The sequence below is a fragment of the Chryseobacterium sp. CBSDS_008 genome, from assembly GCF_049959325.1.
In the GTDB taxonomy this organism is placed as follows: Bacteria; Bacteroidota; Bacteroidia; order Flavobacteriales; family Weeksellaceae; genus Chryseobacterium.
Genome location: NZ_CP188202.1, coordinates 4,274,625 through 4,297,937 on the forward strand (window position 1 = coordinate 4,274,625; position 23,313 = coordinate 4,297,937).

The window sequence follows — 23,313 nt, forward strand, 5'->3', positions numbered from 1 at the left end:
TGTCTGCGGCTTTCTTATGGGTTATACGGTTTCAATTTTTCTGTTGAGCATTCCGGCATCGGGATTGTAATTGTCCCATATCTTCCAGGTATCATTTATTTTTCGGATAAAATAGATCTGAGTACTCAGCTGATTCACAAAATGTTCTTCTCCGGTTTCGCCTACCTTAAACAGAAGATTCCAGAACTCCTGGGATTCCAGGATTTTTTTATCCGGTTCATCGGTAACGACATGAATATCAAAAACCTCATAATTGGATCTGTTATTTTTAGTAACCAGGTGAAAATCTTTATCACACAACTCTTTACTGAATAATGAGGCTCGTTCCAGAAAAGGGGAATCCTCGAATACCAGACCTTTTAAAAGTTCAGTATTATGGGTAGGGAACAGCTTATAAAATTCAAAAGCTGCAGCACAGTAATCATACACCATTTGAGTAAGATAGGAGTGACCATCAGTTTCTTCATCATCCTCTTTCCTGTATCTGACTGTAAGGATGTAATCATTAAGGTCTTTATATCCTAAGAAGATGCAGATTTTATCCAACGTCTTTAAAAATCTGAGATCATTGTGGGTTTTGTCCTGGTAATCATTTTCAAAGAATCGCTGCAGGGTAACATGGGAAATAGTATTTCCAATTTCAAATTTTTTCCCCCCTTTCAGTTCCTCTGCTCCGGAAAGTTCCTCTTTAATAATTTCGGATAGAATAATATAATGGCTTCTCTTCCATTCATTCACATTCCCCAAAACAGAATTCCTTACTTTCGAATGCTTTACAACTTCTTCTCGTATCGAATTATATATAGTTTTCAATTTCCTTGTTTTTGAATGAGTTTTATCAAATATACTGCCAAAATATTAATGTTTTTTTATCATTCTATGGTGATAAGTTCAAAATTTGTTTTTAAGCATTAGTCTGATAAACAGTTTTGAGACCTTTATGGTTTGATTCTCAATGTTTAAACCTCTCAAAAGCAGCACGCTCCAGCATTTCCCTGTCGTCCGGATGAGCTATGCTGATGAGCTCCTGTGCCCGCTGGCGAAGGTTTTTTCCGTACAGGTAAGCCGTTCCGTATTCAGTAACTACGTAATGAATGTGTCCTCTTGTTGTTACCACACCCGCACCCTGTTTAAGGAAAGGAACAATTCTGGAGATTCCTTTTTTTGTTCTGGCGGTAATGGCAATGATAGGTTTTCCGTTGTCACTTAACGCTGCCCCGCGCATAAAGTCCATTTGTCCCCCGATGCCGCTATATTGCATGGTTCCTATAGAATCGGCACATACCTGTCCTGTAAGATCTATTTCAATGGCAGAATTGATGGCTACCATTTTTTTGTTTCTCATGATATTGATAGGGAAATTCACTTCACTCACGTCTCTGAAAGCAAATACGGTGTTATCATCCACATAATCATAAAGTTTTCTCGTACCAAAGCAGAAGCTTGTAATGGTTTTATTATCGTTATAGCCTTTGTATTTGTTGTTGATCACATCATTCTGAATCAGGTCAATAACACCGTCACTCAGCATTTCAGTATGAATTCCGAGATCTTTGTGGTTCGTAAGGCATTTCAGAACGGCATCCGGAATGGTTCCGATTCCCATCTGAAGGGTAGATCTGTCTTCAATCAGCTCAGCTACATTTTTTCCTACCAACATTTCTTCAGTACCTACTTTGGATCCATAATCAACTGTGGGAAGTTCCTCTTCATGCCATACCAGTTTATGGATTCTGCTGATGTGGATCATTCCGTCTCCATGGGTTCTTGGCATTCTCGGATTGACAATGGCAACAATGATTTTCGCCGTATCTACAGCCGCTCTTGCAATATCTACAGAGGTTCCTAATGTACAGAAGCCATGTCTGTCCGGAGGAGAAACGGTGACGATAGCGACATCAAGAGGTAAAATATTTTTTCTGAATAAGATGGGAATTTCACTTAGAAATACCGGAACAAAGTCTCCGCGGTCAGAATTCACCGCGTCACGCACAGGAGTGGAAACAAATAAAGAATTGATGAAGAAACTGTCTTTGTACTCCGGTTTTGCAATTTCCACATTTCCCTGCTGGGTAATGGAAACCATTTCCACATTTTGCAGCCGGTTAGACTGTCTCGCCAGTTCATCTATCAGATAATTCGGAGTACAGGCACTGCCGTGAAAAAAGACACGGTTGCCGCTTTTTATCGTATATATTGCTTCTTCTGCGCTGATATAATTATTCATATTTTATCTTTTTTAAAGGGTGTTAAGAGTATTTTCCACCTTATAAAATACCTCTCTTCTTTCAAAGATAATCTTTATAATTTTATCTTCATATAAATATTTTATGGATATTGTACAGACTTTTGTCATATAAATAGGCAAAAGTGATTTAAAAAGAAAAAGGCCAAATGCATTGGCATTCAGTCCTTTTAATTTATATTTTGAAGGATTTAGCAGATTTCAACAGCTGCTTTCTGTTTCATGCTTCCGGTTTCAGAGAATCTCAGATGCCAGCTGAAAGATTCTTCAAGCAAATGAGGAGTGTGGCCGCCTCTTTTGCATGCTCTGTCGAAATAGGATTGCAATTCTTCTTTATAATCCGGGTGAACACAGTTGTCAATAATCTTTTGTGCTCTTTCTCTTGGTGCTAAACCTCTTAAGTCTGCCAATCCGATATCCGTTACCAGAATGTCTACATCATGTTCGGTATGATCGGTATGAGAAACCATGGGAAGGACGTGGGAAATATTGTTGCCTTTTGATGCTGCCTGAGTTACAAAAATACTTAAATAGGCGTTTCTTGCGAAATCTCCTGAACCACCGATTCCGTTCATGATTTTTGTTCCTCCGATATGGGTAGAGTTTACGTTTCCATAAATGTCGAATTCAATGGCTGTGTTGATGGCAATTACTCCTAATCTTCTGATCAATCCCGGAGTATTGGAAATATTCTGTGGTCTTAAAACAAATTTGTCCTTATATTTTGACAGGTTTCCTAAGACTCTTTCATAGCATTCCTGAGAAACGGTAATGGAAGATGCGGAAGCAAAGCTCAGCTTACCGGAATCTATCAGGTCAAAAGTACTGTCCTGGAGAACTTCGGAAAACATCGTCAGGTCATAAAAATTACTGTCTTTGAATCCTGTAAGAACGGCATTCGCCACCTTACCAATGCCTGCCTGAAGCGGAAGTAATCTGTCAGTAAGGCGCCCCAAAAGAACTTCATTTTCAAAGAATGCAAGAAGGTGTTTGGCGATGGCTGTTGTTTTTTCGTCCGGTTCTGCAATATCTGCCGGGCTGTCTTTACGGTTGGTAAAAACGATCGCTTCAATCTTTTCAGGATCAACAGGAATACTTTTTCTCCCGATTTTATTCCATGGAGCTACAATAGGAATTACATTTCTGTAAGGATAATCTTCTGCCTGGTATATATCATGAATTCCGTAGACCTCTTCAGGAACTTCGGTGTTGATCTCAATAATCACTTTTTTAGCCAAAGCTGCAAATGTCACTGAATTTCCTACAGAAGTGGTTGGAACAATGCTCCCGTCTCTTTCAATATACGCAGCTTCTATGATGGCTACGTCAATACTCTGAAGATTTTTGGTGTGAAGAAGCTCGGCACTTTCACTTAAATGCTGGTCGATGAAGAGAATTTCACCGTTATTGATCTTATTTCTTAAGATAGGATCTACCTGAAATGGCATTCTTTTCTTCAAAACATCGGCCTCTGCAAGCTTTCCGTCGGTACCGTGCCCCAATGAAGCTCCGGTCATCAAAGTGACTTTCAGGTTTTCTGTTTTTCCTCTTTCTGCAAGTGCCGGTAAAATGGCTTTGCTGTCACCTGCTTTTGTAAAGCCGCTGGACCCGATGGTCATACCGTCTTTAATTATTTTCACAGCGTTCTCAGCTGTTGTAACTTTTTCGCGTAGACTTTCTAATCTGATTCTTTCTAACATGTAATATTGATTTTGTTTTAAACCACCATTACTTAGGATGCGTCATGAAAAATAATGATGGTTAAATATGTTAACCATACTTCACAAATTTACGAAAAAAGACGCTTTAAATAAAGGATTTAAAGCCTCTTTTGTATGTATTCAGTAATACTTTTTTAATATGAACTTATAGACTTTTTTAATATTAAATAAATCTATTTGAATTTTAACCATAAAAGTCACAAAAGCTAGGGTAAACACTTTGGTTTAATAGAAAAGCCAGTATTAGTGCTGCATAAAGTTCACATTAGAGGAAAATCTTTGATTTTCAAAATTTTTGTGTTCTTTATAATTAATAAAGACTCACCTATAAACCTTTAGTATTTAGATCTTTTGTGACTTTTGTGGTTGATAATAAAGTTTAAAATTGTTTTAATTCTTAGTAGACTATTCCAACCATGAAGTTTTATAAGAAGGATCTTCTACTTTTAAAGCTTCTTCTGTAATTTTCAAAGGACGGAAAGGATCTACCATTACGGCATATTCTTCTGTGAATTTTTTTCCGATACTTCTTTCCATAGCACCTGGATGAGGCCCATGCACAATTCCTCCCGGGTGAAGGGTAAAGTCCATCATATCAATATGATTACGGCTCATAAAATCACCTTCTGTGTAGAATAATACCTCATCAGAATCAATGTTGGAGTGATTGTAAGGTGCCGGAATAGCCTGTGGATGATAATCATACATTCTTGCACAGAATGAGCAGACTACGAAATTGTGTCCTTCAAAATTCTGGTGAACCGGTGGCGGTTGATGAATTCTTCCGGTAATCGGCTCGAAGTTTTTAATATTGAATTTATAAGGATAAAAATATCCGTCCCAGCCTACGACATCAAACGGATGTGTAGCGTAGATGAAATCTGTAATCTGGTTTTCTTTTTTTACTTTGATTAGGAATTCTCCTTTTTCATCAACAGGATCTTTGTAAGTAGGAGCAATCATATCTCTCTCACAGAACGGAGAATGTTCCAATAGCTGCCCGAATTCGTTTCTGTATCTTTTCGGAGTATAAATAGGAGAGTGGCTTTCTAATACAAAGAAAACGGTATCATCAGACTTCAGTTCCACCTGATAGATCGTTCCCCTCGGAATAATAAGGTAATCTCCGGTTACGAATTCAAGATCTCCTACAAATGTTTTCAAAATTCCGGTTCCGTTATGAACATACAAAAGCTCATCACATTCTGCATTTTTGTAGAAATAATCCATCGATTTTCTTGGCTTGGCCAATCCCATTTTCAGGTCGTTGTTCATTAAAAGGATCTTTCGGCTGTCCATAAAATCGTCTTCAGGAGTTACATTCATTCCCTTAAACATTCTTGGAGCCACATTTTTTTCCACAGCGATTTTAGGAGTAACATCTTTCGGCTCACCGATAGATTTGATCTGTGTAGGGCGGTGGATATGATACAACAGAGAAGAAATACCATGAAAGCCTTCTGTACCGAAAAGCTGCTCATAGTAAAATTGATCTTCAGGAGACTTAAAGATCGTATGTCTTTTTGGTGGGATATTTCCCGATTGATGATATCTCATTTTACTTTCATATGTAGTTTCTCAAATTTAATCATTTTTCATGAATTGAATGATTTCTATTTTTTTTGATTAAGTTTTGTATTTGAAAAATAATTGTTAGATTTGCCTAACAATTTTAATTTCATGAAGCGAATATTGTTTTCTATTACTTTTTTATCAACCTTTTGTTTTGCGCAGGAGAAAGACAGTTTGAGTATACAGCAGACTAAAAACCAGGATTCTGTAAGAGTGACGAAAAAAGAATTCAAAATAAGTACTATAGAGGATGTAGTGGTTACCGGTACTATAAAACCAATGAGCAGATCCAAAAGTCCTGTAGCAGTAGAGATATACAGTCAGAAGTTTTTTCAGAAAAATCCGACTCCCAGCATTTTTGAGGCAATTGCGATGGTAAATGGCGTAAAACCTCAGCTGAACTGTTCCGTGTGCAATACAGGGGATATTCACATTAACGGACTGGAAGGACCCTATACCATGATTCTGATTGACGGAATGCCGATTGTAAGTTCACTTTCCACCGTATATGGATTAAGTGGAATTCCAAACAGTCTGGTAGACAGAATAGAGGTCGTGAAAGGCCCTGCATCATCCATTTATGGTTCTGAAGCGATGGGAGGAGTGATTAATATTATCACCAAAAATGCGTTGACTGCTCCAAAATTGAGTGTTGATATGATGACAAGTACGTGGAATGAGAATAATCTGGATCTTTCTACCAAGTTCAATGTCGGGAAGAATGCAGCTTCATTATTAAGTTTAAATTATTTCAGTTTTCAGGAAAGGATAGATCAGAATAAAGATAATTTCACCGATGCCACTTTACAGAGCAGGATTTCAGTTTTCAACAAATGGAATTTTAAAAGAAAAGAAAACAGACAGGCAAGTTTTGCCATGAGATATCTGTATGAAGACCGTTTTGGGGGAGAAATGCAATGGAATAAATCTTTCCGCGGCAGTGACGAAGTGTACGGAGAAAGTATTTATACCAACAGAGCAGAGGTTTTTGGGTTGTACGAGTGGCCCATGAAAGAACATATCGTGACTCAGTTTTCTTATAATTATCATGACCAGAATTCCTTTTATGGAACCAATCCGTTCAATGCTACACAAAAGGTGGCTTTTGTACAAACGTATTGGGACAGAAGTTTCGGGAAACATGATATTACTGCCGGACTTACTTTTAAAAGAACGTTTTACGATGACAATACCCCCGGAACATTAGCAGCAGACGGTATCACGAATGCTCCTATGAAATCTCCTATCTGGGGTGCCTTTATCCAGGATCAATGGGAAATCAATGATAAAAATACGTTGTTGCTTGGTTACCGATATGATTATGATAAGGTACATCATTCCGTACACTCACCGAGGTTTGCATGGAAATTCAACCCCAATCCGTATCACACTTTACGTTTCAACTTTGGAACAGGGTTCAGAGTGGTTAATTTATTTACGGAAGATCATGCGGCATTAACAGGTTCGAGGGAAGTCGTGGTAAAATCAGATTTGAAGCCGGAAAGATCTGTCAACGGAAATCTGAATTATATCTGGAAAATTCCTGTAGGTAACCGAATGGTGAATCTTGATGCTTCTGCTTTCTATACGTATTTCAGCAATAAAATTGTAGGGGATTTTGATTCCGATCCTAATAAAATTATTTATGATAATCTCCACGGATACGGAATTTCAAGAGGAGCTTCCCTGAATGTGGATTTTAGTTTTCAGTTTCCTTTGAGTGTCAATCTTGGAGTGACCTATCTTGATGTCTATCAGAAATTTGATAATGAAAATCAAAAAACACAACAGCTGCATGCCCCGAAATGGAGTGGTACGTACAACCTGACTTATAAGTTTGCAAATAATCTGACTATTGATTTTACAGGACAGTTCTACGGACCAATGCGACTTCCTGTTTTAGTGAATGACTACCGTCCTGAATATTCACCCTTTTATTCTCTGGCTAATATTCAGGTGTCCAAGAGTTTCAAATCCGGATTTGAAGTGTATTGCGGAATGAAAAACCTTTTTAATTTCAGGCCTAAAGATCCTTTGATGAGACCATTTGATCCCTTTGATAAGTATGTTGATGATCCTGTCAACAATCCCAATCATTATACTTTTGATACGGCATACGGCTATGCACCGATGCAGGGGATCAGAGGTTTCCTAGGCGTAAAATATATTTTAAAATGAAAAAAATAACTTTATTTTTAATGTTAGTGCCCTGTTTTTATCTGTCTCAGATGAAGACAGGCACTTTTTCTGATCTTGAGGTTCAGCAGAAAGAAAATCCGAAGCCTATCGTGATCCATCTTTATACAGATTGGTGCTCGGTCTGTAAGATTGAGTCTTTTCGTATGAGTAAGGATAAAGAGTTGGTTGATATGATCAATGATCATTTTTATTTTGTTAATTTCGAGGCGGAGAAAACGAAGGAAAAAATTCATTTCCAGAATCAGGAGTTTGAATATCTGCAGAATGGAAATTCCGGAATTCATGAGTTGGCGCTGGCTTTATCAAAGAATAAAAATCAGCCTGTTTATCCTTTGTGGGTATTTCTGGATAAGCATCAGAATCTGGTGTATTATCAGGAAGGGCAGATGACGCCTGAAAAAATGAAGCAGAAGCTGTTGGAGATTTCTGCTTTGTAATTGAATATTGTTTATATTTTATTTCCCACAGATTACACGGATGTCGCAGATGTTTGTGTAAATCTAGGTGAGTTTTTTTAATATTTCTGAATTTGTTGGAAAATGCAAGGCGCAAAGCTTTTGTCTTTTATCCGTTTTAAGTCGCAAAGCTTTTATCTGCGATAAAATTGAATGCTGTTTATATTTTATTTCCCACAGATTACACGGATGTCGCAGATGTTTGTGTAAATCTAGGTGAGTTTTTAAATATTTCTGAGTTTGTTGGAAAATGCAAAGGCGCAAAGCTTTTGTCTTTTATTCGTTTTAAGTCGCAAAGCTTTTATCTGCGATAAAATTGAATGCTGTTTATATTTTATTTCCCACAGATTACACCAATTACACAGATGTTTGTGCAGAATCTGTTTTATCTGAGTGAGTTTTATCTGTGTTATTTGTGAGATCAGTGGGAAATTCTTGATATTAAACCTCTGCATCGATCAAGACCGCCAACTGAATGCAGGTTCATCAGATCGGTTGCTCCAAGCATGATTCGTTCCTCTGTTTTCAAAAAATCAGGCTTGCCGGCATTATCTGAGTATTCCATACATCTGAAATGATCAGTCCCGGGAAATGTTCCACAGCGTTTTCTACCTGTTGGTCTTCTATAATAACAGATTTTCCGTCTTTATTTCCTATTACGATTCGTCTTGGTATTTTGTTCATAGATTAATGTTTCATGATCAGTTTATGACCTTGGGTCTGATTGTTCTTTAAAATAGAATGCGCCTGCAGAACGGTATCCAAAGAAAGATTTCCTACTATTTTATGTTGAGGAGGAAGGATCTTTTCATTTTCGATGAGTTTCTTTATTTCAAGTAAACTGTTCTTGTAATATTCATACTTTTTAACCATTCCGTAAGTATAATTGGAGATATTCATGATTAAAGCTCCCTTATTAAACAGGGTTTCATGGGCATCTTTAGTGACCAAGGCTGTTACATCTACATACGTTCCGTTGATTTTTAAAACTTCTGCAGTGACTTCTGACATGTAATTTCCAACCAGATCAATTCCATATTCGAAAGGCTTGTCATTATTGGCTTTTACAATATTCTGAATAAGATTTTCTTCTTTATAATTGATGATCTGATAATCTTTTAAACCTAACTTGAGAAGAATCTGTCTGTTTTCTTCACTCCCAACAGTTGTTGTGATCTGCCGGATATTATGCGCCAATAAAAGCTTAATCAGAAATGAACCCACGCCTCCGGTTGCTCCCGTTACCAGAACTGTATTTTCTGGATTTAGTTTTAGCCTGTTAAAGATCTGCAAAGAAGTAAGGCCTGCAGAAGGAATAGCCGCCGCCTGTTCAAAAGAAATGTTTTTTGGTTTAAAGAAAACAATGGCTTCAGGAACCGCAATGTATTCAGCGTAAGTACCGTTGCTTCCCATAGAGCCGCTGCCACAGTAGACTTCATCTCCAATATTAAATTCTGTAACTTCTGAACCTTTATCCACTACAATTCCCGACAATTCTCTTCCTAATATCGGGGAACTGATCAGCTTTCGTTCAAACTCATTTTCCAGCATCTGATAATCGATGGGATTGAAACCGCTTGCTTTAATCCGGATTAAAACTTCATTACTTTTGGGCTGGGGCTGTTCGACAAATCCGTCTTCCAGCTTTCCGTTTTTATTTAAAATAACTGCTTTCATTATTGTTAATTTGATATACAAATGTAAAAAGGGAATAGTTTATATTTGCTACTAGTTAACTAATGGTAACTAGTTACCTTCATGAAACTATTATGGCAAAAATCATTGAAAACGGTATCGAAAGAGAAGCCAGCTGTACAGAAGAGTTATTCGCAATGCGTGACAGTCTGGATGTATTGGGAGGAAAATGGAAGCTGATGATTTTGCGGTATCTGACGAACAGACCGGATCAGATGATTCATTTTAAAAAGCTGGAACGCAGTATTGAGGGGATTTCTGCAAAAATGCTGAGCAAAGAATTAAAAGAACTGGAAACCAATCTTTTGGTCACAAGAACCATTCAGGATACAAAACCGATTACGGTAACGTATGCTGTGACGGAATATGGGAAATCTGTATTTCCTGTGACGGAAACATTAGTCAATTGGGGAATAATCCATCGGGAAAAAATTAAAGAATCAATGGGATAGTTATGAGATATTAGAAAACGCAAAGACGCAAGAATTTTCCTTTAAATATGCCTTAAGGCGCAAGGATTTTATCTTTGATAAAATTTAATTCTGTTGAATTTAACTGAAACAAACTTGCTGAAAATCTCCCATTGAGCGAAGTCGAAATGTTCTTACGCCTTAATGCAGTATGTTATTAAATTTCTTTGTGCCTTTGCGATTACTAATAAATATTGCTTCATAGAGAAAAGATCAAATAATCTATGTAGATGAGAAAATCCTCAGACTCTTGTAGAGTTGAGGATTTTAAATCATACCAAATTGTTTATTAATTTTTATCTAACCATGACTGTATCAGCTCAGAATGATCTTCCACCCATTCTTTGGCGGTGGCTTCTTTATTTTTACTCTGTTCCATTTTCATTAAAAGATCAGACATGTTTTTATCATCAAAATGAAGTCTGGAAAAGAATTTTGCCAGCTCCGGATGATCTTGAGCAAAGCTTTTTCTGGAATAGGTTTTAATCTGTTCCGCTTCACCAAATATTTTTTTAGGATCATCAAGAAACTTAAGCTTCATTTTTCCAAACATCCAGTGGGGCTGCCATCCTGTTACCACAATCCATTGTTTGCGCTGTATGGCATTCTGTAATTCGGTGATCATGGCAATGGTAGAGGAGTTGATCTGCTGATAATCCAATTTATAATCTATAATTGCTTTATCTGTTCCTGTGGTTAATCCGGCTCCTTTTTCAATTCCAATGATTCTGTGATTGAATTGATCTTTATGCTGACTGAGTTCTTCAATGGAATTAATAGTAACGTATTCCGGCACAACCAATCCTATACGGCCATTATCATAATTGGTTCCAAGATGAGTCAATCCCGGAAATTTAGCCAGCTTTTTTGCGTGGGTGTAAGGAAGCCATACTCCCATGAAAAGGTCTGTATCTTCATTATTCATTGAAGCCAGGATCATATCCGTAGAGGCTTTTTGAATAATGACATGATATCCCTGCTTGTCCAGAATGGCTTTCGCAACGTGCGTCATCGCAACATCTTCTGCCCAGCCGTCTACCATTCCTATGGTGATGTATTTAGAGTTTTTTATGTTTTCACACGAACTTAATGCTGTAAATATCAACATTAAAACGGGTAAAAACAGATATTTTAATTGTTTCATCTTATTGCTTTTTCTTTACAAATCCCTGAGTAATTCGGTCCAGGATAATGGCTAAAATCACCACGGATAAACCGCTTTCAAATCCTAATCCGATATCCAGATTATTAATTCCTTCCAATACTTTCTCTCCTAAACCGCCTGCTGCAATCATTCCTGCAATAACAACCATGGATAAGGATAACAATATGGTTTGATTGATCCCGGTCAAAATGGTTTTCATGGCTAAAGGAAGCTCTACTTTGAAAAGTATTTGACGGTTGGTAGCTCCAAAAGCCCTCGCGGCTTCTACAATATCTTTCGGAACGGCTTCAATTCCCAGCGTCGTTAAGCGTACCGCAGGCGGCATTGCAAAAATGATCGTGGCGAAAGCTCCCGGAACTTTACCGATACTGAAAAACAGTACCGCAGGAATCAGGTAGACAAATGCAGGCATGGTCTGCATCAAATCCAGTAAAGGGCGAATAATTTTTTCCGCTATGGCGCTTTTTGCTGCCAAAATTCCCAAAGGAATAGAAAGAATAAGAGCGGTAATGGTGGCTACAAAAATAAGCGCCAGGGTTTCCATGGTTTCTTTCCATAATCCCATTAAAAATATTAAGCTCAGTCCGGCTGCGGTGACTACTGCGATAGCTTTTCCGGCTTTCCATAATGCAAGCAGCGTAAAAAAGAGAATGATTACATAAAAAGGAGTGTTTGTTAAAACCCATTCGATCCCCATAATGGAGGCATTTCCCAGGTGTTTTATGACATCAAATACAGGTTTTCCGTTTTCTGTGAGCCAATTGATTGCAGTTTCTACATATTGACCTATATCTATAGTTTTATTCATCTTATTGATTATTTGCGATTTCTTTTAATTCAATGATCTCTTCTTCGTTAAACTTGGTAGCTTCTATGACAAGAGATAGCTGGGTAACAAGACCTAAAAATTTATTGTCTTCATCTATTACCGCGATGGCCGATTTACTTCCGGAAATCAACGGTAACATTTCTTCAACAGTCACTTCAGGATAGACCGAAGGAACATTGCTGTTGATAATAGATTCTACCGTAGGTTCTTTCTTTTTTGCAATACGTACCACATCAGTAAGGGTTACAAAACCCAGAAACTTATTCTGAAAATCCACGACAGGTAAGTTTTCCAGACCTGTAGCCCGCATTTTTCTTAAAGCGCCTTCAGGGCCGTCTTTTCTGAAACGTACCACCGTAGCTTTGTCAAACATTAAAGATCTTGCAGTGATAATGGTTTTACGGTCTACTTTCTCTACAAATGCTTTTACATAGTCGCTTGCAGGGTTGGTTAAAATATCTTCGGCCGTTCCTATCTGTTCTATGACACCGTCTTTCATAATGACGATACGGTCCCCTATTTTAATGGCTTCATCAAGGTCATGGGTAATAAAGACAATGGTTTTTTGTAATGTATTCTGCAGTTCAAGCATCTGATCCTGCATTTCAGATTTTATCAAAGGATCTAATGCGGAAAAGGCTTCATCCATAAGCAAAACTTCAGGATCGTTTGCCAGGGCTCTTGCCAATCCTACTCTCTGCTGCATTCCTCCTGAAAGCTGGGAAGGATACTGATTTTCAAAGCCGGTTAATCCTACAATATCCAGTGCTTTTTGTGCCTTCTTATCACGGGAAGCTTTATCTTCACCTCTGATTTCCAGTCCGAAACCTGCGTTGTCTAAAATCGTATGATGGGGCAGTAATCCGAATTTCTGAAATACCATGCTCATTTCCGTTCTTCTTACTTCCAGGAGCTCTTTGTTGTTTTTACCGGTAATATCATCATCATTGATGTATACTTTTCCGGAAGTGGGCTCGTTCAATCTGTTAAGACAGCGCAGTAGGGTAGATTTCCCGCTTCCCGACAGTCCCATGATAACAAAAAATTCTCCTTCATAAATTTCAAAACTGGCTTTGTTGATCCCTATGGTACATCCTGTTTTTTCAAGAATTTCCTTTTTGGAAAAACCTTTGTCCAGAAGTTCCTGTGCTTTTTCTTTGTTTTTACCAAAAATAATAGTCAGATCTTCCACTTTAAGTTTTACTTTTCTGGTGTTTTCATTTTTTTCCATATTCAGAATTTTTCAAATTAATAAATGATATAAAAAATTGTAAACCAATTTATTATATGCCTTTAGCTTTAGTTGTTCTGCAGATGACGATAGGATAAAATAATTTGCTGAGCTTTTAGTGATAAAAGCTTTTAACAAAAAAAATAATACCATAAAGACCTTGTGCTTTATGCTTATTTTAAATATGTCAATAGATTATACTCTAGAAAAAGAGTGTATTATGTAAAGAAGTCATCTTTTACATAGATTGTACAATTAAATTACTGATGAGGTAATTACAGATATGTGTACTGAACAACTTGAATTGCTACATTTCATCAAAATGCAGGCCAGCATCAAAAACTGTCTGTCAATTTTTTATGGCGATGCAAATTTACGAATTTTATATTAAATGGATTTTTATACGTGTAAACTGTTGATTTCCAATAAGGTTAATAAGTAGTGTTTTCACGAGAATTTTTCTCTTATCATAAGGTAAGAGAATATTTGATGTGATTAAGAAATCTTTATGATATAACAGGTGAGACTATTTCAATGCAACAGCAATAATCGCAAGGATAGCAGGCAGCGCCTGAACGAAAAATATTTTTTTAGTTGCAGAGATTGCTCCATAGATTCCGGCTACAGCAACACATCCTAAAAAGAACAGGGCTATATTCGTCTGCCATTGCGGATCTTTAATCAGAAAAGACCATATAAGTCCGGCAGCGAGAAAACCATTGTAAAGCCCCTGATTGGCGGCCAATCCTTTGGTAGGTTTAAACATTTCTGCAGGCAGAGCTGCTTTAAAAACTTCTTTCCCTTTGGTTTCCCAGGCAAACATTTCCATCCAAAGAATATAAAGGTGTTCCAGTGCAACAACAGCGATCAGAATTTTAGCAACGATTTCCATGATTCAATATTTTTCTCATTGTAAAACTAAAAAAATAAAGTTAAGTTTGAGTATTAATTTATAAGATGGAATCATTCAAAGCACATTTAAATAAATTCATTACAATCAATGACGAAGAATTTGCTTCCATTATTTCTTTTTTTCAGCTTCTAAAGGTAAAAAAGAAAGATAACCTGATGCTTGAAGGTGATGTTTGTAAGTTTAAATATTTCGTTCTGGAAGGATGCCTGAGAAAGTTTTTTATTAACGAAAAAGGAGTAGAGCAAACCACAGAATTTGCTATAGAAAACTGGTGGATGTCTGATACTTTTGCTTTTGAAAAACAGATGAAATCAAGCTTTAATATTCAGTCTGTAGAAAATTCCAAAATTTTGGCCATAGATTTCCAGTCTCAGGAACTTTTGTTGAAAAAGCACCCCGTTATGGAGCGCTATTTCAGAATGGTATATCAAACGGCTTATGCTGCTGCTGAAAAAAGAATCCGCTATATTTATGAGATGACAAAAGAAGAATACTATGTTCACTTTAGTACGTTATATCCTTGGTTTATACAGAGAATTCCACAATATTTAATTGCTTCTTTCCTGGGCTTTACTCCGGAATACCTGAGTGAAATCAGGGCGAAATTACGTTCTTAAACCAGTTTAAGATTTTTACGGCTCAGAAACCGGAAATTTGTCATGTGATTAAAGCCAATACAATGACAGATCCTAAAAATCAATTTCCGCAGCTTTTTTTAAGACTGGCTCTTGCTGTTACGATGCTTTCTGCAGTGGCAGACCGGTTCGGATTATGGAGCAAAGAAAATTCGTCATGGAGAAATATGGAAAGTTTTAAAGAATATACAAGACAGCTGACATTTTTCCTTCCGGAAGCATTGAGTACATTTTCAGCGTATGCCGCTACTTTTTTAGAAATTCTTTTTCCTTTAATGCTGATTTTTGGATTTAAAACAAAAATGGCTGCCTATGGAAGCAGTGTCCTGCTGTTGATTTTTGCCCTATCAATGACCATTGCATCAGGACCAAAAGCCCCGCTGAACTATTCCGTATGGGTGGGAAGTGCTGCCGCATTTTTACTCGCGGTACAACAACATTATTCTTTAAGTATAGATCAATTAACCAAAAAATAATACATATTATGAGCGCAAGATTAAATATTGCAACAGTAGATTCAGCAGCCTATAAAGCAATGCTGGGATTGGAAGGGTATTTACAGGCTATTTCATTAACACACATTCAGAAGGAGCTGATTAAAATCAGAGCTTCGCAAATCAATAAATGTGCTTTCTGCCTTGATATGCATACCAAAGATGCTATCAAATACGGTGAAACACCACAGAGAATTTTTATTCTGAACGGATGGACAGAAGCAAAAGAATTTTTCACTGAAGAAGAGCAGGTGCTATTGGCGATGACAGAAGAAATTACGCTGATCAGCGATAAGGGATTAACCGAGGAAACTTACCAAAAAGCTAAGTCATTCTTTGATGATAGCCAGATTGCTCAGATCATCATGGCAATCATTACCATCAATGCCTGGAACAGGATTGCAGTAAGTACTCATCTTCCGATTGCAAAGTAATTGGGAAGCAATGAAGATGGGTGATGGAAGTTGATGGAGACTGCATCATCTACGGATGTTTACTTTATTTTAAAAAACGGCCTTTCAAACTTTGAAAGGCCGTTTTGATGCGAGAAGCAAAGTGACAGTGTAACACAGTTTGGATATTAATTCTAAAAATAAATCTAAAGGTTAATTTTATTTTTTAAACTGAATTACATTGTCTCTCTGTTCTTTTAAAATATCATCATTTTTATGAGATTTGGTTTTAATGAAGGGGAGCTGGAGGAGGGAGTTATGTTTGATAACACTGAGGTTCTATTTAAATCAAATCTTTATTAAATCAGATAGATCTGATTAGTCAAAAGACTGACAGTATTTCCATCCTCCAACTTCCATCTTCCACATTTACTTAAATTTCGCTCAATGCTGAACTGATGAAATTCAATTCTTCCTGTGAAAGGTCAATAGACATTGTTTTTGCATTTTCAATGGCTTGCTGTGCATTTCTTGCTCCTGCCAATACTACTGTAATTGCCGGCTGCAGTGTAGTCCATCTTAATACCAATTGAGAAAGACCTGCTCCTTTTTCGCTGGCGATAGGTTCTATTTTTTCTAAAAAAATTTTCACTTTATTCAAATCAAACTGAGAGAAATATCCATTTCTGTGGTCATTATCTTTTAATTGGGTTTCTTTGAAATATTTACCTGTTAAAAGACCTCTTTCCATTGGACTATATACGATAATTCCTGAATTGTTTTCCAAAGAATAAGGTACAAGATCGTTTTCAATAGCACGGTTCAGCATGCTGTAAGAAACCTGGTTGCTGGCAAGCTTTAACGTTCTGTTCGCTTCTTGCATTTGAGCCACGCTGTAATTGCTTACTCCGGCTGCACGGATTTTTCCCTGCTGGATCAATAATTCCATTGCTTCCATTGTTTCGCAGACAGGCGTAGTGCTGTCCGGCCAGTGAAGCTGTAAAAGATCAATATAATCTGTTCCCAGTCTTTTTAAACTTTCTTCAACTTCTTTGATTATGTTTTCCTTAGAAGCCCATTTATATACCGGAATGGTTTTTCCTTCGTCTTCTGCATCAAAGAAAAACTCTCCCTTTCCATTGTTGCTTCCGTCCCATACCAGTCCGAATTTTGTTAGAAGCTGGATTTTTGAACGGTCTTTTCCTTTGATGGCTTCGCCGATCATTTCTTCACTCAGTCCGAAACCATAGAAGGGAGCGGTGTCGATAGAAGTTACCCCATAATCTAATGAGGCATGAATAGAATTAATAGAATCCTGTTTTTCATTACCACCCCACATATTTCCACCGATCGCAAAAGCTCCATGGGTGATTGCGGATAATTCCAAATCAGTGTTTCCTAGTTTTCTATATTCCATTTTGTCTGTTTTAAAATTGTTGTTGTAAACCACCCCGTCAAAAATTCTTTGAATTTTCGCCACCCCTCCAGAGGAGGGGAACTCTCGCCGTTTCAATGACACTTTAAGAACTTAAGTGTCTGAAAATTTTCGAGACTTTCGTGGTTAAAAATTGTCTGTTACTTATTTAATTCTTTTAAAATAGCTTCTCCAACGCTCTTTGCAGACTGCGGATTCTGCCCTGTAATCACTCTCTGATCCGTTACCACATGATTCTGCCAAAGCCCTGATTTTTCAAATTTTGCTCCTCTTTCTTTCAGCTTGTCTTCCAGTAAGAACGGAACAAAGTTTGTTAACTTTACTTCAGATTCCTCTTCATTGGTAAAAGCATTGATCTTCTTACCGTCTACAAGATATTTCCCGTTGTTCAGTTTGATATTCACCAAACCTGCAGGTCCATGACATACACCGGCTACAATACCTCCGTTTTCATAAATGTTGGAAGCAATATCTGCCAGCTCTTTATTATCTGCAAAATCCCACATGGCGCCGTGTCCTCCTGCATAAAAGATTGCTGAATACTTTTTAGGATCAACTTGTGAGGGTGTCAAAGAATGATCAATTTTGTTTTTGTATTCTTCGTTTTCCCAGAATTCTTTGTTTACAGGATCTTTCAGATCGAATCCGTCTACCGGAGGTGTTCCGCCTTTCGGGCTTACAAAATCTATTTCATATCCTGCCCTGTGAAGAACTTCCCATGGGTGGGAAACTTCTCCAAGATAATATCCTGTATCTTCACCGGTGCTTCCTTTTTTGTCGTGGCTTGTTACGACGAATAAAATTTTCTTTTTCATATTTTTTGATTTTTTAGTTTGTGCCTGTACGAATCCTATTGTAAAGACTGCCAGCATTAATAACGCTAATTTTTTCATAATTAATTAAATGATATGAGTCGTATAAATCTGTGGTTTTTCCTGAAGCTTTTCATCCACCAAAGCTCCGAAAGCCTGTATATAAGGCTGTTGATTGTGCTGAGCCAGACCTTCTTCGCTTTTCCATATTTCATAGAAAACAAACTGGTTTTTGTCTTCAATTCCCTGATGAAGGCTGTAAAGTTCACAAGCCTCTTCTTTCCTTGTTTCTTTTACCATATTCTGAAGAACTTCCAGTACTTCTGCCTGGTGTTCTTGCCTGGCTTTTATAATCGCTGTAAGATGAATTTTCATTATTAAATAAAATTTTCAATTGAGTTATAGACCGGTTTCCAGCTGAGCTCTGTTCTTGCCTTTTCTGCGCTGCATATACTGTTGGAAGCAAATCCGAAATAGCCGCCTGCAGGTCCGAAATTATCAACAGCATCCTGGATGCTTAAAGATTGTGCCGGTTTCAGATTATATTTTCTGCTGATAACTTCTGCAATGTTTTTTAAAGAGGAAGAACCATTTTCCGCATAATACACGGATCCTTCTTTTGCTTTTTCTAAAGCCAGCACATAAAGGTCCGCCAGGTCTTCAATGTGCAAATTGGACCAGACGTTTTCACCCTCGCCAAAATAAACACCATATCCTTTTTTCTGGGAAAAATTAACCAGAGCAGGAATCTGGATGCTGTCTTTTTTTATTCCAAGGCCTTCTCCATACACCATGGTAGGCACAATAACGATACTTCTTATGTCTTTCTGAACAGATTGAAGTACATAATTGTTAATCAGTATTCTTGAGGCCATTTCCAGTCTTGGAGTCAAAGGGAAATCTTCCGTATAAACAAAGGTACTTCTTTTACCATTTTCTTTACCCCCGAAAATAGCAGATCCTGAAGTAAATATGAATGTTTTATGGCTTCCTTCCATTGCTTTGATAAAATTATCCACAGCATAGGCATCATCTGCGGAATCTGCATTATGGATTACGGCATCAACCTCTGCAACGGCTGTTTTTATTACATCTTCATTGTGGATATTCCCGATAATGGTTTTGATTCCCAATGATTCCAGCTCCTGTACATGGGCTTCATTACGAACTAAACCAGTTACTTCATAATTCCTGTCGAGCAGTTTTTTAGCAATACTACCTCCTATATAGCCGGTAATACCTGTGATCAGTATTTTTTTCATGATACCAGTTCTGGTTTTAATTCTTTTTCAAATACGTTTCTTACGTGCTCTCTGTACAATTTCATATCACGCTCTATATTGGCATTTTTTTCCACATCATGGAAGTGAAAGCTTTCCATTTTTTCTAATGAAACGAAGGCATTCATTCTATGGAAACCAAATAGCGGACCTTCATCCACACTTTTTTCATTAAAGAATTCTCCGGGAAGCGTGAACGCTGTTGCAGGAGCATTCCAGCTTGTCGTAAGCATATATTTTCTGCCGCCAAGCATTCCTCCTGTACCGTAGTTGATTTCAGGATTCTCAGCATTTCTTCCGTCACTCATATAAATTCCTTTGGCATGACCAGCCGTGAAAACTTCATCAATATATTTTTTTAATCCGTTAGGAAGCTGGAACCACCAGATGGGCGTGTGGTAAATGATATAATCTGCCCATACAAACTTCTGTACCTCTTCATTTTTATCGTAGTTTTCACTTACATTGGTGATCTTTACTTCTACGTTATCAAATTCTTTAAGAGCCGCTAATGTATTTTCTGCAATAGTCTGGTTATATTTTCCTCCGGAATGTCCGAAATTCTGTCCTCCGTTGATGATTAATACTTTTTTCATTTTTTTATGATTGTTTAAATTTTACTCTGCAAAGTTAGGATGGATACTTGTATAATAAAAATAATATAAATTATAGTAAAGTATTATTAAAATTATAGTTCGAAAAGTTCGAATTTTGGGTTTAAAGTTTATAAGTGAATATGTGAAATGCCAATCCGCTTTGCTTGTGAGTTTATTGCTGATCCGAGTTATGTGATTCGTGGTTAAGGCAACCGAGTGGTTTATATATACAGGTATTTCTAATCAGCAGTTGATCATTCACGATTGACTTTGCGCAGCAAAAATTGACTATTGACTATTTCCGTTTTCATGGTAAAATATCATATCAGATCTCAACTGAAATGGTCTTCTGACGTGTAAATTTGTCTGACAAATCAAAGGATAATGATACAGATAGCTGTTTTTAGTGATGTGCATGGAAATCTTCCGGCGTTGGAAGTCGTGTTGAAAGATATAGAGCAAAGAGGAATCGCGCAGAAGTTCTGTCTGGGAGATCTGGTGGATTTTGCCCCGTGGGGAAATGAGGTAATTGAAAAGATAAGAAGCCTGAATATTCCCTGCCTGATGGGAAATCATGATGAAAGAATTGCTTTTGATATGCCTGTAGTTCCTTTGTCTAAGCATTCAGAAGAAGAAACCAATGCCCGGTTTATTGCTATTGATCATTCTAAACAACATATGACAGAGCAGAATAAAAAGTTTCTTTCTGAACTTCCTTTTCATCTAAAGTTAAACTATAAAGTAGGGAAGAAACACTGGAATATTCAGTTGGTTCATTCCAGTCTTGAAAGCAATGATACTTATCTGTATGAATCAGAAAATGATGATGTTTTCAGGACAATGCTGGAAAGTGCTGATGCTGATGTGGTGGTAATGGGGCATACTCATTTATCATTTAAAAAGCAGTTTGAAAATAATACATGGGCCATCAATTGTGGTTCTGTAGGGCGTTCTAAAGAAGAAAACAGACTGGCTTCTTATCTGGTTCTGGCTTTAGATGAAGAAAAAATCACCCCTGAAATTATACAATTATCATATCCGATTGATGAAACGGTCCGTCAGATAAGGGAAAGTGGGATTCCTGATTATTATGCTTCCTTTCTGAAGAATGAAAATGTATTAATATTATAATTATTTTGTAAATTTGCATCAGAATATTAATAATTAGATCATGGTCAATTTAGAATGGTACCGTACTTTTAAAGCGATCTATAAAACCGGTACCTTAACAGGGGCTGCGGATGCTTTATTCATATCACAGCCGGGAGTGAGTCTGCATTTAAGTTCATTGGAAGCTTATGTAGGTTACAAACTGTTCGACAGGACCGGTAGAAAGATGATCCCTACAGAGCGTGGGAAAGTATTATTTAATGCCGTTGCCGAACCTCTTACCAAGCTGGAAGATGTAGAGAAAAACTTTCAGAAGTCTACAGAAAAACATACTCCAACGATTAGTGTCGGGATGTGTTTTGAGACTTTCCAGACGACTTTGGAGCAATATGTCTCTTCGTTATCTTTTAATCTGATCATCAGTTTTGGAGAATATCCTGAGATGCTGGATCAGCTGGATAAAGGAATTCTGGATCTTATTATCACCCCGAAAAAGGGATCTTCACCCAATATTGAGCACGAAGCATTTTCTTCCGAACAGATCATTCTGGTAGGCGGGAAGGATGTAGATACTGCAGCTTTCAGTAAAGTGTTAAAAACAAAAGATGCAGAGCAGATTGAAGAATGGCTGAAAAATGAAAAATGGTATGGCACCACCGGAGATATGGAGCACCTTTTTCAGTTCTGGACGTTAAATTTTGGGCATAAACCCAATTTCCGCCCGAATTATATCGTTCCTAATCTGAACTCAATTATCCGATGCCTGAAAGGAGGAACCGGATTGGCTGTTGTTCCTGATTTCCTGTGCAAAAAAGATATTGAAAGCGGTGAAGTGAAGCTGATCTGGGAAGGGAAGAAAAAGCTCGAAAATACGCTGTACTTCGGATGCCGTAAGAAAACGAATTATCAAACCGAAATAGAACATATTAAAGGATTATTCCGACAGGTAATGGGTAAGTAAAACCATATCCCGCATCTGTAAACCGTTTTCATAGATGGGAAATGGATAATTTTTAATAAAAAAGTCCTTCAGAATTCCACTTTTGATGAACCCGTTTTTTTCATAAAATCTGATCTGTTGGAACCCGGTATCCGACGTCCCGACAGCGAGTGTTTTATAATGGTTTTTCCGGGCAATTTCCTTTGCTTTATTTATCAGGATACTTCCGATTCCTTTACTTCTGTAATTTTCGGTCACTGCAATATTTTTAATCTCCAGTTCTGTATCGCTGATTTTGCATAATGCCATCACAGCCATATTTTCGGTACCGTTATGTAAAAGATAGAGGTCCGATTTGAAAATATACTGATCAATAGCTTCTTTGGTTTCATCTGCCAGGAGCAGTAAATGATAGGGTATTTCCGAATCTGGACTTAATTGGTTGAATGAAAATTTTTCCATTTTACAGGCTCATATGAATAAGTGGATAATCCTTTCCTGAGCCGTCTTTTGCTGATCTTCCAATTTTTTGAAACCCATCTTTTCGTAAAATCCGATTGCCTGGGGATTCTGTTCATTGACGTCCACTTTGGTAAGACCCGTTTTCTCTTTCATAAACTGGTAAAGTGTTTTTCCGTAGCCTTTTCCGCGGAAGTCATGATGAATGAAAAGCATTTCCAGATTGCCTTCTGCTACAGAGGCAAAACCCTGAGCCTTATTGTCCGCAGTAAGCAGATAAATTTCTAAATTGGGAAGATAGTTCCTTGGAATGGCGTCCTTAAAATAATTGAAATCTTCTTCAGCAAGAAAGTCGTGCGTTGCCTGTACTGCTGACTCCCATATTTCCATAATTCTCGGATAATCCTCTGCAGTAGCCAATCTGATCTGTTGTGACATGATTTTTAAATTTAAACAAAAATAGAGAAAATTGAGAAGGGATGCTAGTGAAGATTTGAGGTTGGAAGCTGGAAGGTAGAACTGGGCATGGTAGGTTTTAATGACCACTTATTCCCCTTCTCTGAAGGGGTGGATTTTTGCAAAGCAAAAAGACGGGGTAGTTTAACGGAACAAATTTTCACACATTATTAATCTCCCATCAAATAACTGTTTTTTAACAGGAACAG

General features: G+C 37.4%; 25 protein-coding genes. 8 read left to right on the top strand and 17 right to left on the bottom strand.

Annotated elements, in window-relative coordinates; translation table 11 throughout:
* Positions 1 to 21: 21 nt before the first annotated feature.
* The 4 genes from ACP3T3_RS19415 to ACP3T3_RS19430 form a co-directional block, all read right to left on the bottom strand.
* The gene (locus ACP3T3_RS19415; RefSeq protein ID WP_426477379.1) at positions 22 to 813 is read right to left on the bottom strand and encodes a hypothetical protein; all 792 of its coding nucleotides are present in this window, start codon (positions 811 to 813) and stop codon (positions 22 to 24) included.
* Between the two features lie 139 nt (positions 814 to 952).
* Positions 953 to 2,227 (bottom strand): acetyl-CoA hydrolase/transferase family protein, encoded by a 1,275-nt coding sequence (locus ACP3T3_RS19420; RefSeq protein ID WP_426477380.1) that lies wholly within the window; start codon positions 2,225 to 2,227, stop codon positions 953 to 955.
* A gap of 209 nt (positions 2,228 to 2,436) precedes the next feature.
* The gene (locus ACP3T3_RS19425; RefSeq protein WP_426477381.1) at positions 2,437 to 3,945 is read right to left on the bottom strand and encodes a succinate CoA transferase; all 1,509 of its coding nucleotides are present in this window, start codon (positions 3,943 to 3,945) and stop codon (positions 2,437 to 2,439) included.
* Positions 3,946 to 4,371: 426 nt separating this feature from the next.
* On the bottom strand, positions 4,372 to 5,523 hold the full coding sequence (locus ACP3T3_RS19430) for a homogentisate 1,2-dioxygenase (protein ID WP_426477382.1): 1,152 nt from the start codon (positions 5,521 to 5,523) through the stop codon (positions 4,372 to 4,374).
* A gap of 123 nt (positions 5,524 to 5,646) precedes the next feature.
* Between ACP3T3_RS19430 and ACP3T3_RS19435 the strand changes: the two genes are divergently transcribed.
* A complete protein-coding gene (locus ACP3T3_RS19435) occupies positions 5,647 to 7,716 on the top strand; it encodes a TonB-dependent receptor plug domain-containing protein (RefSeq protein WP_426477383.1) in 2,070 nt (689 codons plus the stop codon).
* Positions 7,713 to 8,174: a thioredoxin family protein gene (locus tag ACP3T3_RS19440; protein ID WP_426477384.1), complete on the top strand. Its 462-nt coding sequence runs from the start codon at positions 7,713 to 7,715 to the stop codon at positions 8,172 to 8,174. The genes ACP3T3_RS19435 and ACP3T3_RS19440 overlap by 4 nt, the downstream gene beginning before the upstream one ends.
* Positions 8,175 to 8,717: 543 nt before the next feature.
* On the opposite strand, the gene ACP3T3_RS19445 is transcribed toward ACP3T3_RS19440, so the two are convergent.
* Together ACP3T3_RS19445 and ACP3T3_RS19450 are read right to left on the bottom strand one after the other, a co-directional pair.
* On the bottom strand, positions 8,718 to 8,876 hold the full coding sequence (locus tag ACP3T3_RS19445; protein ID WP_426477385.1) for a hypothetical protein: 159 nt from the start codon (positions 8,874 to 8,876) through the stop codon (positions 8,718 to 8,720).
* A gap of 3 nt (positions 8,877 to 8,879) precedes the next feature.
* Positions 8,880 to 9,869: an NADP-dependent oxidoreductase gene (locus ACP3T3_RS19450; protein ID WP_426477386.1), complete on the bottom strand. Its 990-nt coding sequence runs from the start codon at positions 9,867 to 9,869 to the stop codon at positions 8,880 to 8,882.
* Positions 9,870 to 9,961: 92 nt separating this feature from the next.
* Here ACP3T3_RS19450 and ACP3T3_RS19455 point away from each other — a divergent pair, with 92 nt between their 5' ends.
* A complete protein-coding gene (locus tag ACP3T3_RS19455) occupies positions 9,962 to 10,339 on the top strand; it encodes a winged helix-turn-helix transcriptional regulator (RefSeq protein ID WP_264519037.1) in 378 nt (125 codons plus the stop codon).
* A gap of 307 nt (positions 10,340 to 10,646) precedes the next feature.
* Here ACP3T3_RS19455 and ACP3T3_RS19460 read toward each other — a convergent pair whose 3' ends face one another.
* From ACP3T3_RS19460 to ACP3T3_RS19475, 4 genes are all read right to left on the bottom strand, one after another.
* A complete protein-coding gene (locus ACP3T3_RS19460; protein ID WP_426477387.1) occupies positions 10,647 to 11,501 on the bottom strand; it encodes a glycine betaine ABC transporter substrate-binding protein in 855 nt (284 codons plus the stop codon).
* A 1-nt stretch (position 11,502) separates the two neighbouring features.
* A complete protein-coding gene (locus ACP3T3_RS19465) occupies positions 11,503 to 12,330 on the bottom strand; it encodes an ABC transporter permease (RefSeq protein WP_426477388.1) in 828 nt (275 codons plus the stop codon).
* A 1-nt stretch (position 12,331) separates the two neighbouring features.
* On the bottom strand, positions 12,332 to 13,582 hold the full coding sequence (locus ACP3T3_RS19470; RefSeq protein WP_426477389.1) for a quaternary amine ABC transporter ATP-binding protein: 1,251 nt from the start codon (positions 13,580 to 13,582) through the stop codon (positions 12,332 to 12,334).
* A 526-nt stretch (positions 13,583 to 14,108) separates the two neighbouring features.
* A complete protein-coding gene (locus ACP3T3_RS19475; protein ID WP_426477390.1) occupies positions 14,109 to 14,474 on the bottom strand; it encodes a DUF1304 domain-containing protein in 366 nt (121 codons plus the stop codon).
* Positions 14,475 to 14,539: 65 nt separating this feature from the next.
* Here ACP3T3_RS19475 and ACP3T3_RS19480 point away from each other — a divergent pair, with 65 nt between their 5' ends.
* The 3 genes from ACP3T3_RS19480 to ACP3T3_RS19490 all read left to right on the top strand — a co-directional run bounded on the left by ACP3T3_RS19480 (position 14,540) and on the right by ACP3T3_RS19490 (position 16,058).
* A complete protein-coding gene (locus ACP3T3_RS19480; RefSeq protein WP_426477391.1) occupies positions 14,540 to 15,112 on the top strand; it encodes a Crp/Fnr family transcriptional regulator in 573 nt (190 codons plus the stop codon).
* 62 nt (positions 15,113 to 15,174) lie between these two features.
* Positions 15,175 to 15,606: a DoxX family membrane protein gene (locus tag ACP3T3_RS19485; protein WP_426477392.1), complete on the top strand. Its 432-nt coding sequence runs from the start codon at positions 15,175 to 15,177 to the stop codon at positions 15,604 to 15,606.
* Positions 15,607 to 15,614: 8 nt separating this feature from the next.
* Positions 15,615 to 16,058, top strand: a complete 444-nt coding sequence (locus ACP3T3_RS19490; protein WP_426477393.1) for a carboxymuconolactone decarboxylase family protein — start codon at positions 15,615 to 15,617, stop codon at positions 16,056 to 16,058.
* A gap of 391 nt (positions 16,059 to 16,449) precedes the next feature.
* Here ACP3T3_RS19490 and ACP3T3_RS19495 read toward each other — a convergent pair whose 3' ends face one another.
* The 5 genes from ACP3T3_RS19495 to ACP3T3_RS19515 form a co-directional block, all read right to left on the bottom strand.
* Complete coding sequence (locus tag ACP3T3_RS19495) at positions 16,450 to 17,433, bottom strand: aldo/keto reductase (RefSeq protein ID WP_426477394.1); 984 nt, start codon at positions 17,431 to 17,433, stop codon at positions 16,450 to 16,452.
* A gap of 158 nt (positions 17,434 to 17,591) precedes the next feature.
* Positions 17,592 to 18,344 carry a type 1 glutamine amidotransferase domain-containing protein gene (locus ACP3T3_RS19500; protein WP_426477395.1) on the bottom strand — a complete coding sequence of 251 codons (753 nt, stop codon included), beginning with the start codon at positions 18,342 to 18,344 and terminating at the stop codon, positions 17,592 to 17,594.
* A gap of 6 nt (positions 18,345 to 18,350) precedes the next feature.
* Entirely contained in the window at positions 18,351 to 18,638 is a 288-nt protein-coding gene (locus ACP3T3_RS19505) for a putative quinol monooxygenase (RefSeq protein WP_426477396.1), read from the bottom strand.
* A 2-nt stretch (positions 18,639 to 18,640) separates the two neighbouring features.
* The gene (locus ACP3T3_RS19510) at positions 18,641 to 19,525 is read right to left on the bottom strand and encodes an NAD-dependent epimerase/dehydratase family protein (protein WP_426477397.1); all 885 of its coding nucleotides are present in this window, start codon (positions 19,523 to 19,525) and stop codon (positions 18,641 to 18,643) included.
* The gene (locus ACP3T3_RS19515) at positions 19,522 to 20,139 is read right to left on the bottom strand and encodes an NAD(P)H-dependent oxidoreductase (RefSeq protein ID WP_426477398.1); all 618 of its coding nucleotides are present in this window, start codon (positions 20,137 to 20,139) and stop codon (positions 19,522 to 19,524) included. Before ACP3T3_RS19515 ends, ACP3T3_RS19510 begins: the two co-directional genes overlap by 4 nt.
* A gap of 384 nt (positions 20,140 to 20,523) precedes the next feature.
* On the opposite strand from ACP3T3_RS19515, the gene ACP3T3_RS19520 reads away from it, so the two are divergent.
* Positions 20,524 to 21,270: a metallophosphoesterase family protein gene (locus ACP3T3_RS19520; RefSeq protein ID WP_426477399.1), complete on the top strand. Its 747-nt coding sequence runs from the start codon at positions 20,524 to 20,526 to the stop codon at positions 21,268 to 21,270.
* 40 nt (positions 21,271 to 21,310) lie between these two features.
* Positions 21,311 to 22,210, top strand: a complete 900-nt coding sequence (locus tag ACP3T3_RS19525) for a LysR family transcriptional regulator (protein ID WP_426477400.1) — start codon at positions 21,311 to 21,313, stop codon at positions 22,208 to 22,210.
* Here ACP3T3_RS19525 and ACP3T3_RS19530 read toward each other — a convergent pair.
* Both ACP3T3_RS19530 and ACP3T3_RS19535 read right to left on the bottom strand, forming a co-directional pair.
* Positions 22,184 to 22,651 carry a GNAT family N-acetyltransferase gene (locus ACP3T3_RS19530; protein ID WP_426477401.1) on the bottom strand — a complete coding sequence of 156 codons (468 nt, stop codon included), beginning with the start codon at positions 22,649 to 22,651 and terminating at the stop codon, positions 22,184 to 22,186. The two genes, ACP3T3_RS19525 and ACP3T3_RS19530, sit on opposite strands and share 27 nt — an antisense overlap.
* A gap of 9 nt (positions 22,652 to 22,660) precedes the next feature.
* Positions 22,661 to 23,086 carry a GNAT family N-acetyltransferase gene (locus ACP3T3_RS19535; protein WP_426477402.1) on the bottom strand — a complete coding sequence of 142 codons (426 nt, stop codon included), beginning with the start codon at positions 23,084 to 23,086 and terminating at the stop codon, positions 22,661 to 22,663.
* Positions 23,087 to 23,313: the final 227 nt, after the last annotated feature.

Coding starts and splice junctions, on each gene's coding strand:
- ACP3T3_RS19420 (WP_426477380.1), bottom strand. CDS start 2,227: ATGAATAATTATATCAGCGCAGAAGAAGCAATATATACGATAAAAAGC.
- ACP3T3_RS19425 (WP_426477381.1), bottom strand. CDS start 3,945: ATGTTAGAAAGAATCAGATTAGAAAGTCTACGCGAAAAAGTTACAACA.
- ACP3T3_RS19430 (WP_426477382.1), bottom strand. CDS start 5,523: ATGAGATATCATCAATCGGGAAATATCCCACCAAAAAGACATACGATC.
- ACP3T3_RS19435 (WP_426477383.1), top strand. CDS start 5,647: ATGAAGCGAATATTGTTTTCTATTACTTTTTTATCAACCTTTTGTTTT.
- ACP3T3_RS19440 (WP_426477384.1), top strand. CDS start 7,713: ATGAAAAAAATAACTTTATTTTTAATGTTAGTGCCCTGTTTTTATCTG.
- ACP3T3_RS19445 (WP_426477385.1), bottom strand. CDS start 8,876: ATGAACAAAATACCAAGACGAATCGTAATAGGAAATAAAGACGGAAAA.
- ACP3T3_RS19450 (WP_426477386.1), bottom strand. CDS start 9,869: ATGAAAGCAGTTATTTTAAATAAAAACGGAAAGCTGGAAGACGGATTT.
- ACP3T3_RS19455 (WP_264519037.1), top strand. CDS start 9,962: ATGGCAAAAATCATTGAAAACGGTATCGAAAGAGAAGCCAGCTGTACA.
- ACP3T3_RS19460 (WP_426477387.1), bottom strand. CDS start 11,501: ATGAAACAATTAAAATATCTGTTTTTACCCGTTTTAATGTTGATATTT.
- ACP3T3_RS19465 (WP_426477388.1), bottom strand. CDS start 12,330: ATGAATAAAACTATAGATATAGGTCAATATGTAGAAACTGCAATCAAT.
- ACP3T3_RS19470 (WP_426477389.1), bottom strand. CDS start 13,582: ATGGAAAAAAATGAAAACACCAGAAAAGTAAAACTTAAAGTGGAAGAT.
- ACP3T3_RS19475 (WP_426477390.1), bottom strand. CDS start 14,474: ATGGAAATCGTTGCTAAAATTCTGATCGCTGTTGTTGCACTGGAACAC.
- ACP3T3_RS19480 (WP_426477391.1), top strand. CDS start 14,540: ATGGAATCATTCAAAGCACATTTAAATAAATTCATTACAATCAATGAC.
- ACP3T3_RS19485 (WP_426477392.1), top strand. CDS start 15,175: ATGACAGATCCTAAAAATCAATTTCCGCAGCTTTTTTTAAGACTGGCT.
- ACP3T3_RS19490 (WP_426477393.1), top strand. CDS start 15,615: ATGAGCGCAAGATTAAATATTGCAACAGTAGATTCAGCAGCCTATAAA.
- ACP3T3_RS19495 (WP_426477394.1), bottom strand. CDS start 17,433: ATGGAATATAGAAAACTAGGAAACACTGATTTGGAATTATCCGCAATC.
- ACP3T3_RS19500 (WP_426477395.1), bottom strand. CDS start 18,344: ATGAAAAAATTAGCGTTATTAATGCTGGCAGTCTTTACAATAGGATTC.
- ACP3T3_RS19505 (WP_426477396.1), bottom strand. CDS start 18,638: ATGAAAATTCATCTTACAGCGATTATAAAAGCCAGGCAAGAACACCAG.
- ACP3T3_RS19510 (WP_426477397.1), bottom strand. CDS start 19,525: ATGAAAAAAATACTGATCACAGGTATTACCGGCTATATAGGAGGTAGT.
- ACP3T3_RS19515 (WP_426477398.1), bottom strand. CDS start 20,139: ATGAAAAAAGTATTAATCATCAACGGAGGACAGAATTTCGGACATTCC.
- ACP3T3_RS19520 (WP_426477399.1), top strand. CDS start 20,524: ATGATACAGATAGCTGTTTTTAGTGATGTGCATGGAAATCTTCCGGCG.
- ACP3T3_RS19525 (WP_426477400.1), top strand. CDS start 21,311: ATGGTCAATTTAGAATGGTACCGTACTTTTAAAGCGATCTATAAAACC.
- ACP3T3_RS19530 (WP_426477401.1), bottom strand. CDS start 22,651: ATGGAAAAATTTTCATTCAACCAATTAAGTCCAGATTCGGAAATACCC.
- ACP3T3_RS19535 (WP_426477402.1), bottom strand. CDS start 23,086: ATGTCACAACAGATCAGATTGGCTACTGCAGAGGATTATCCGAGAATT.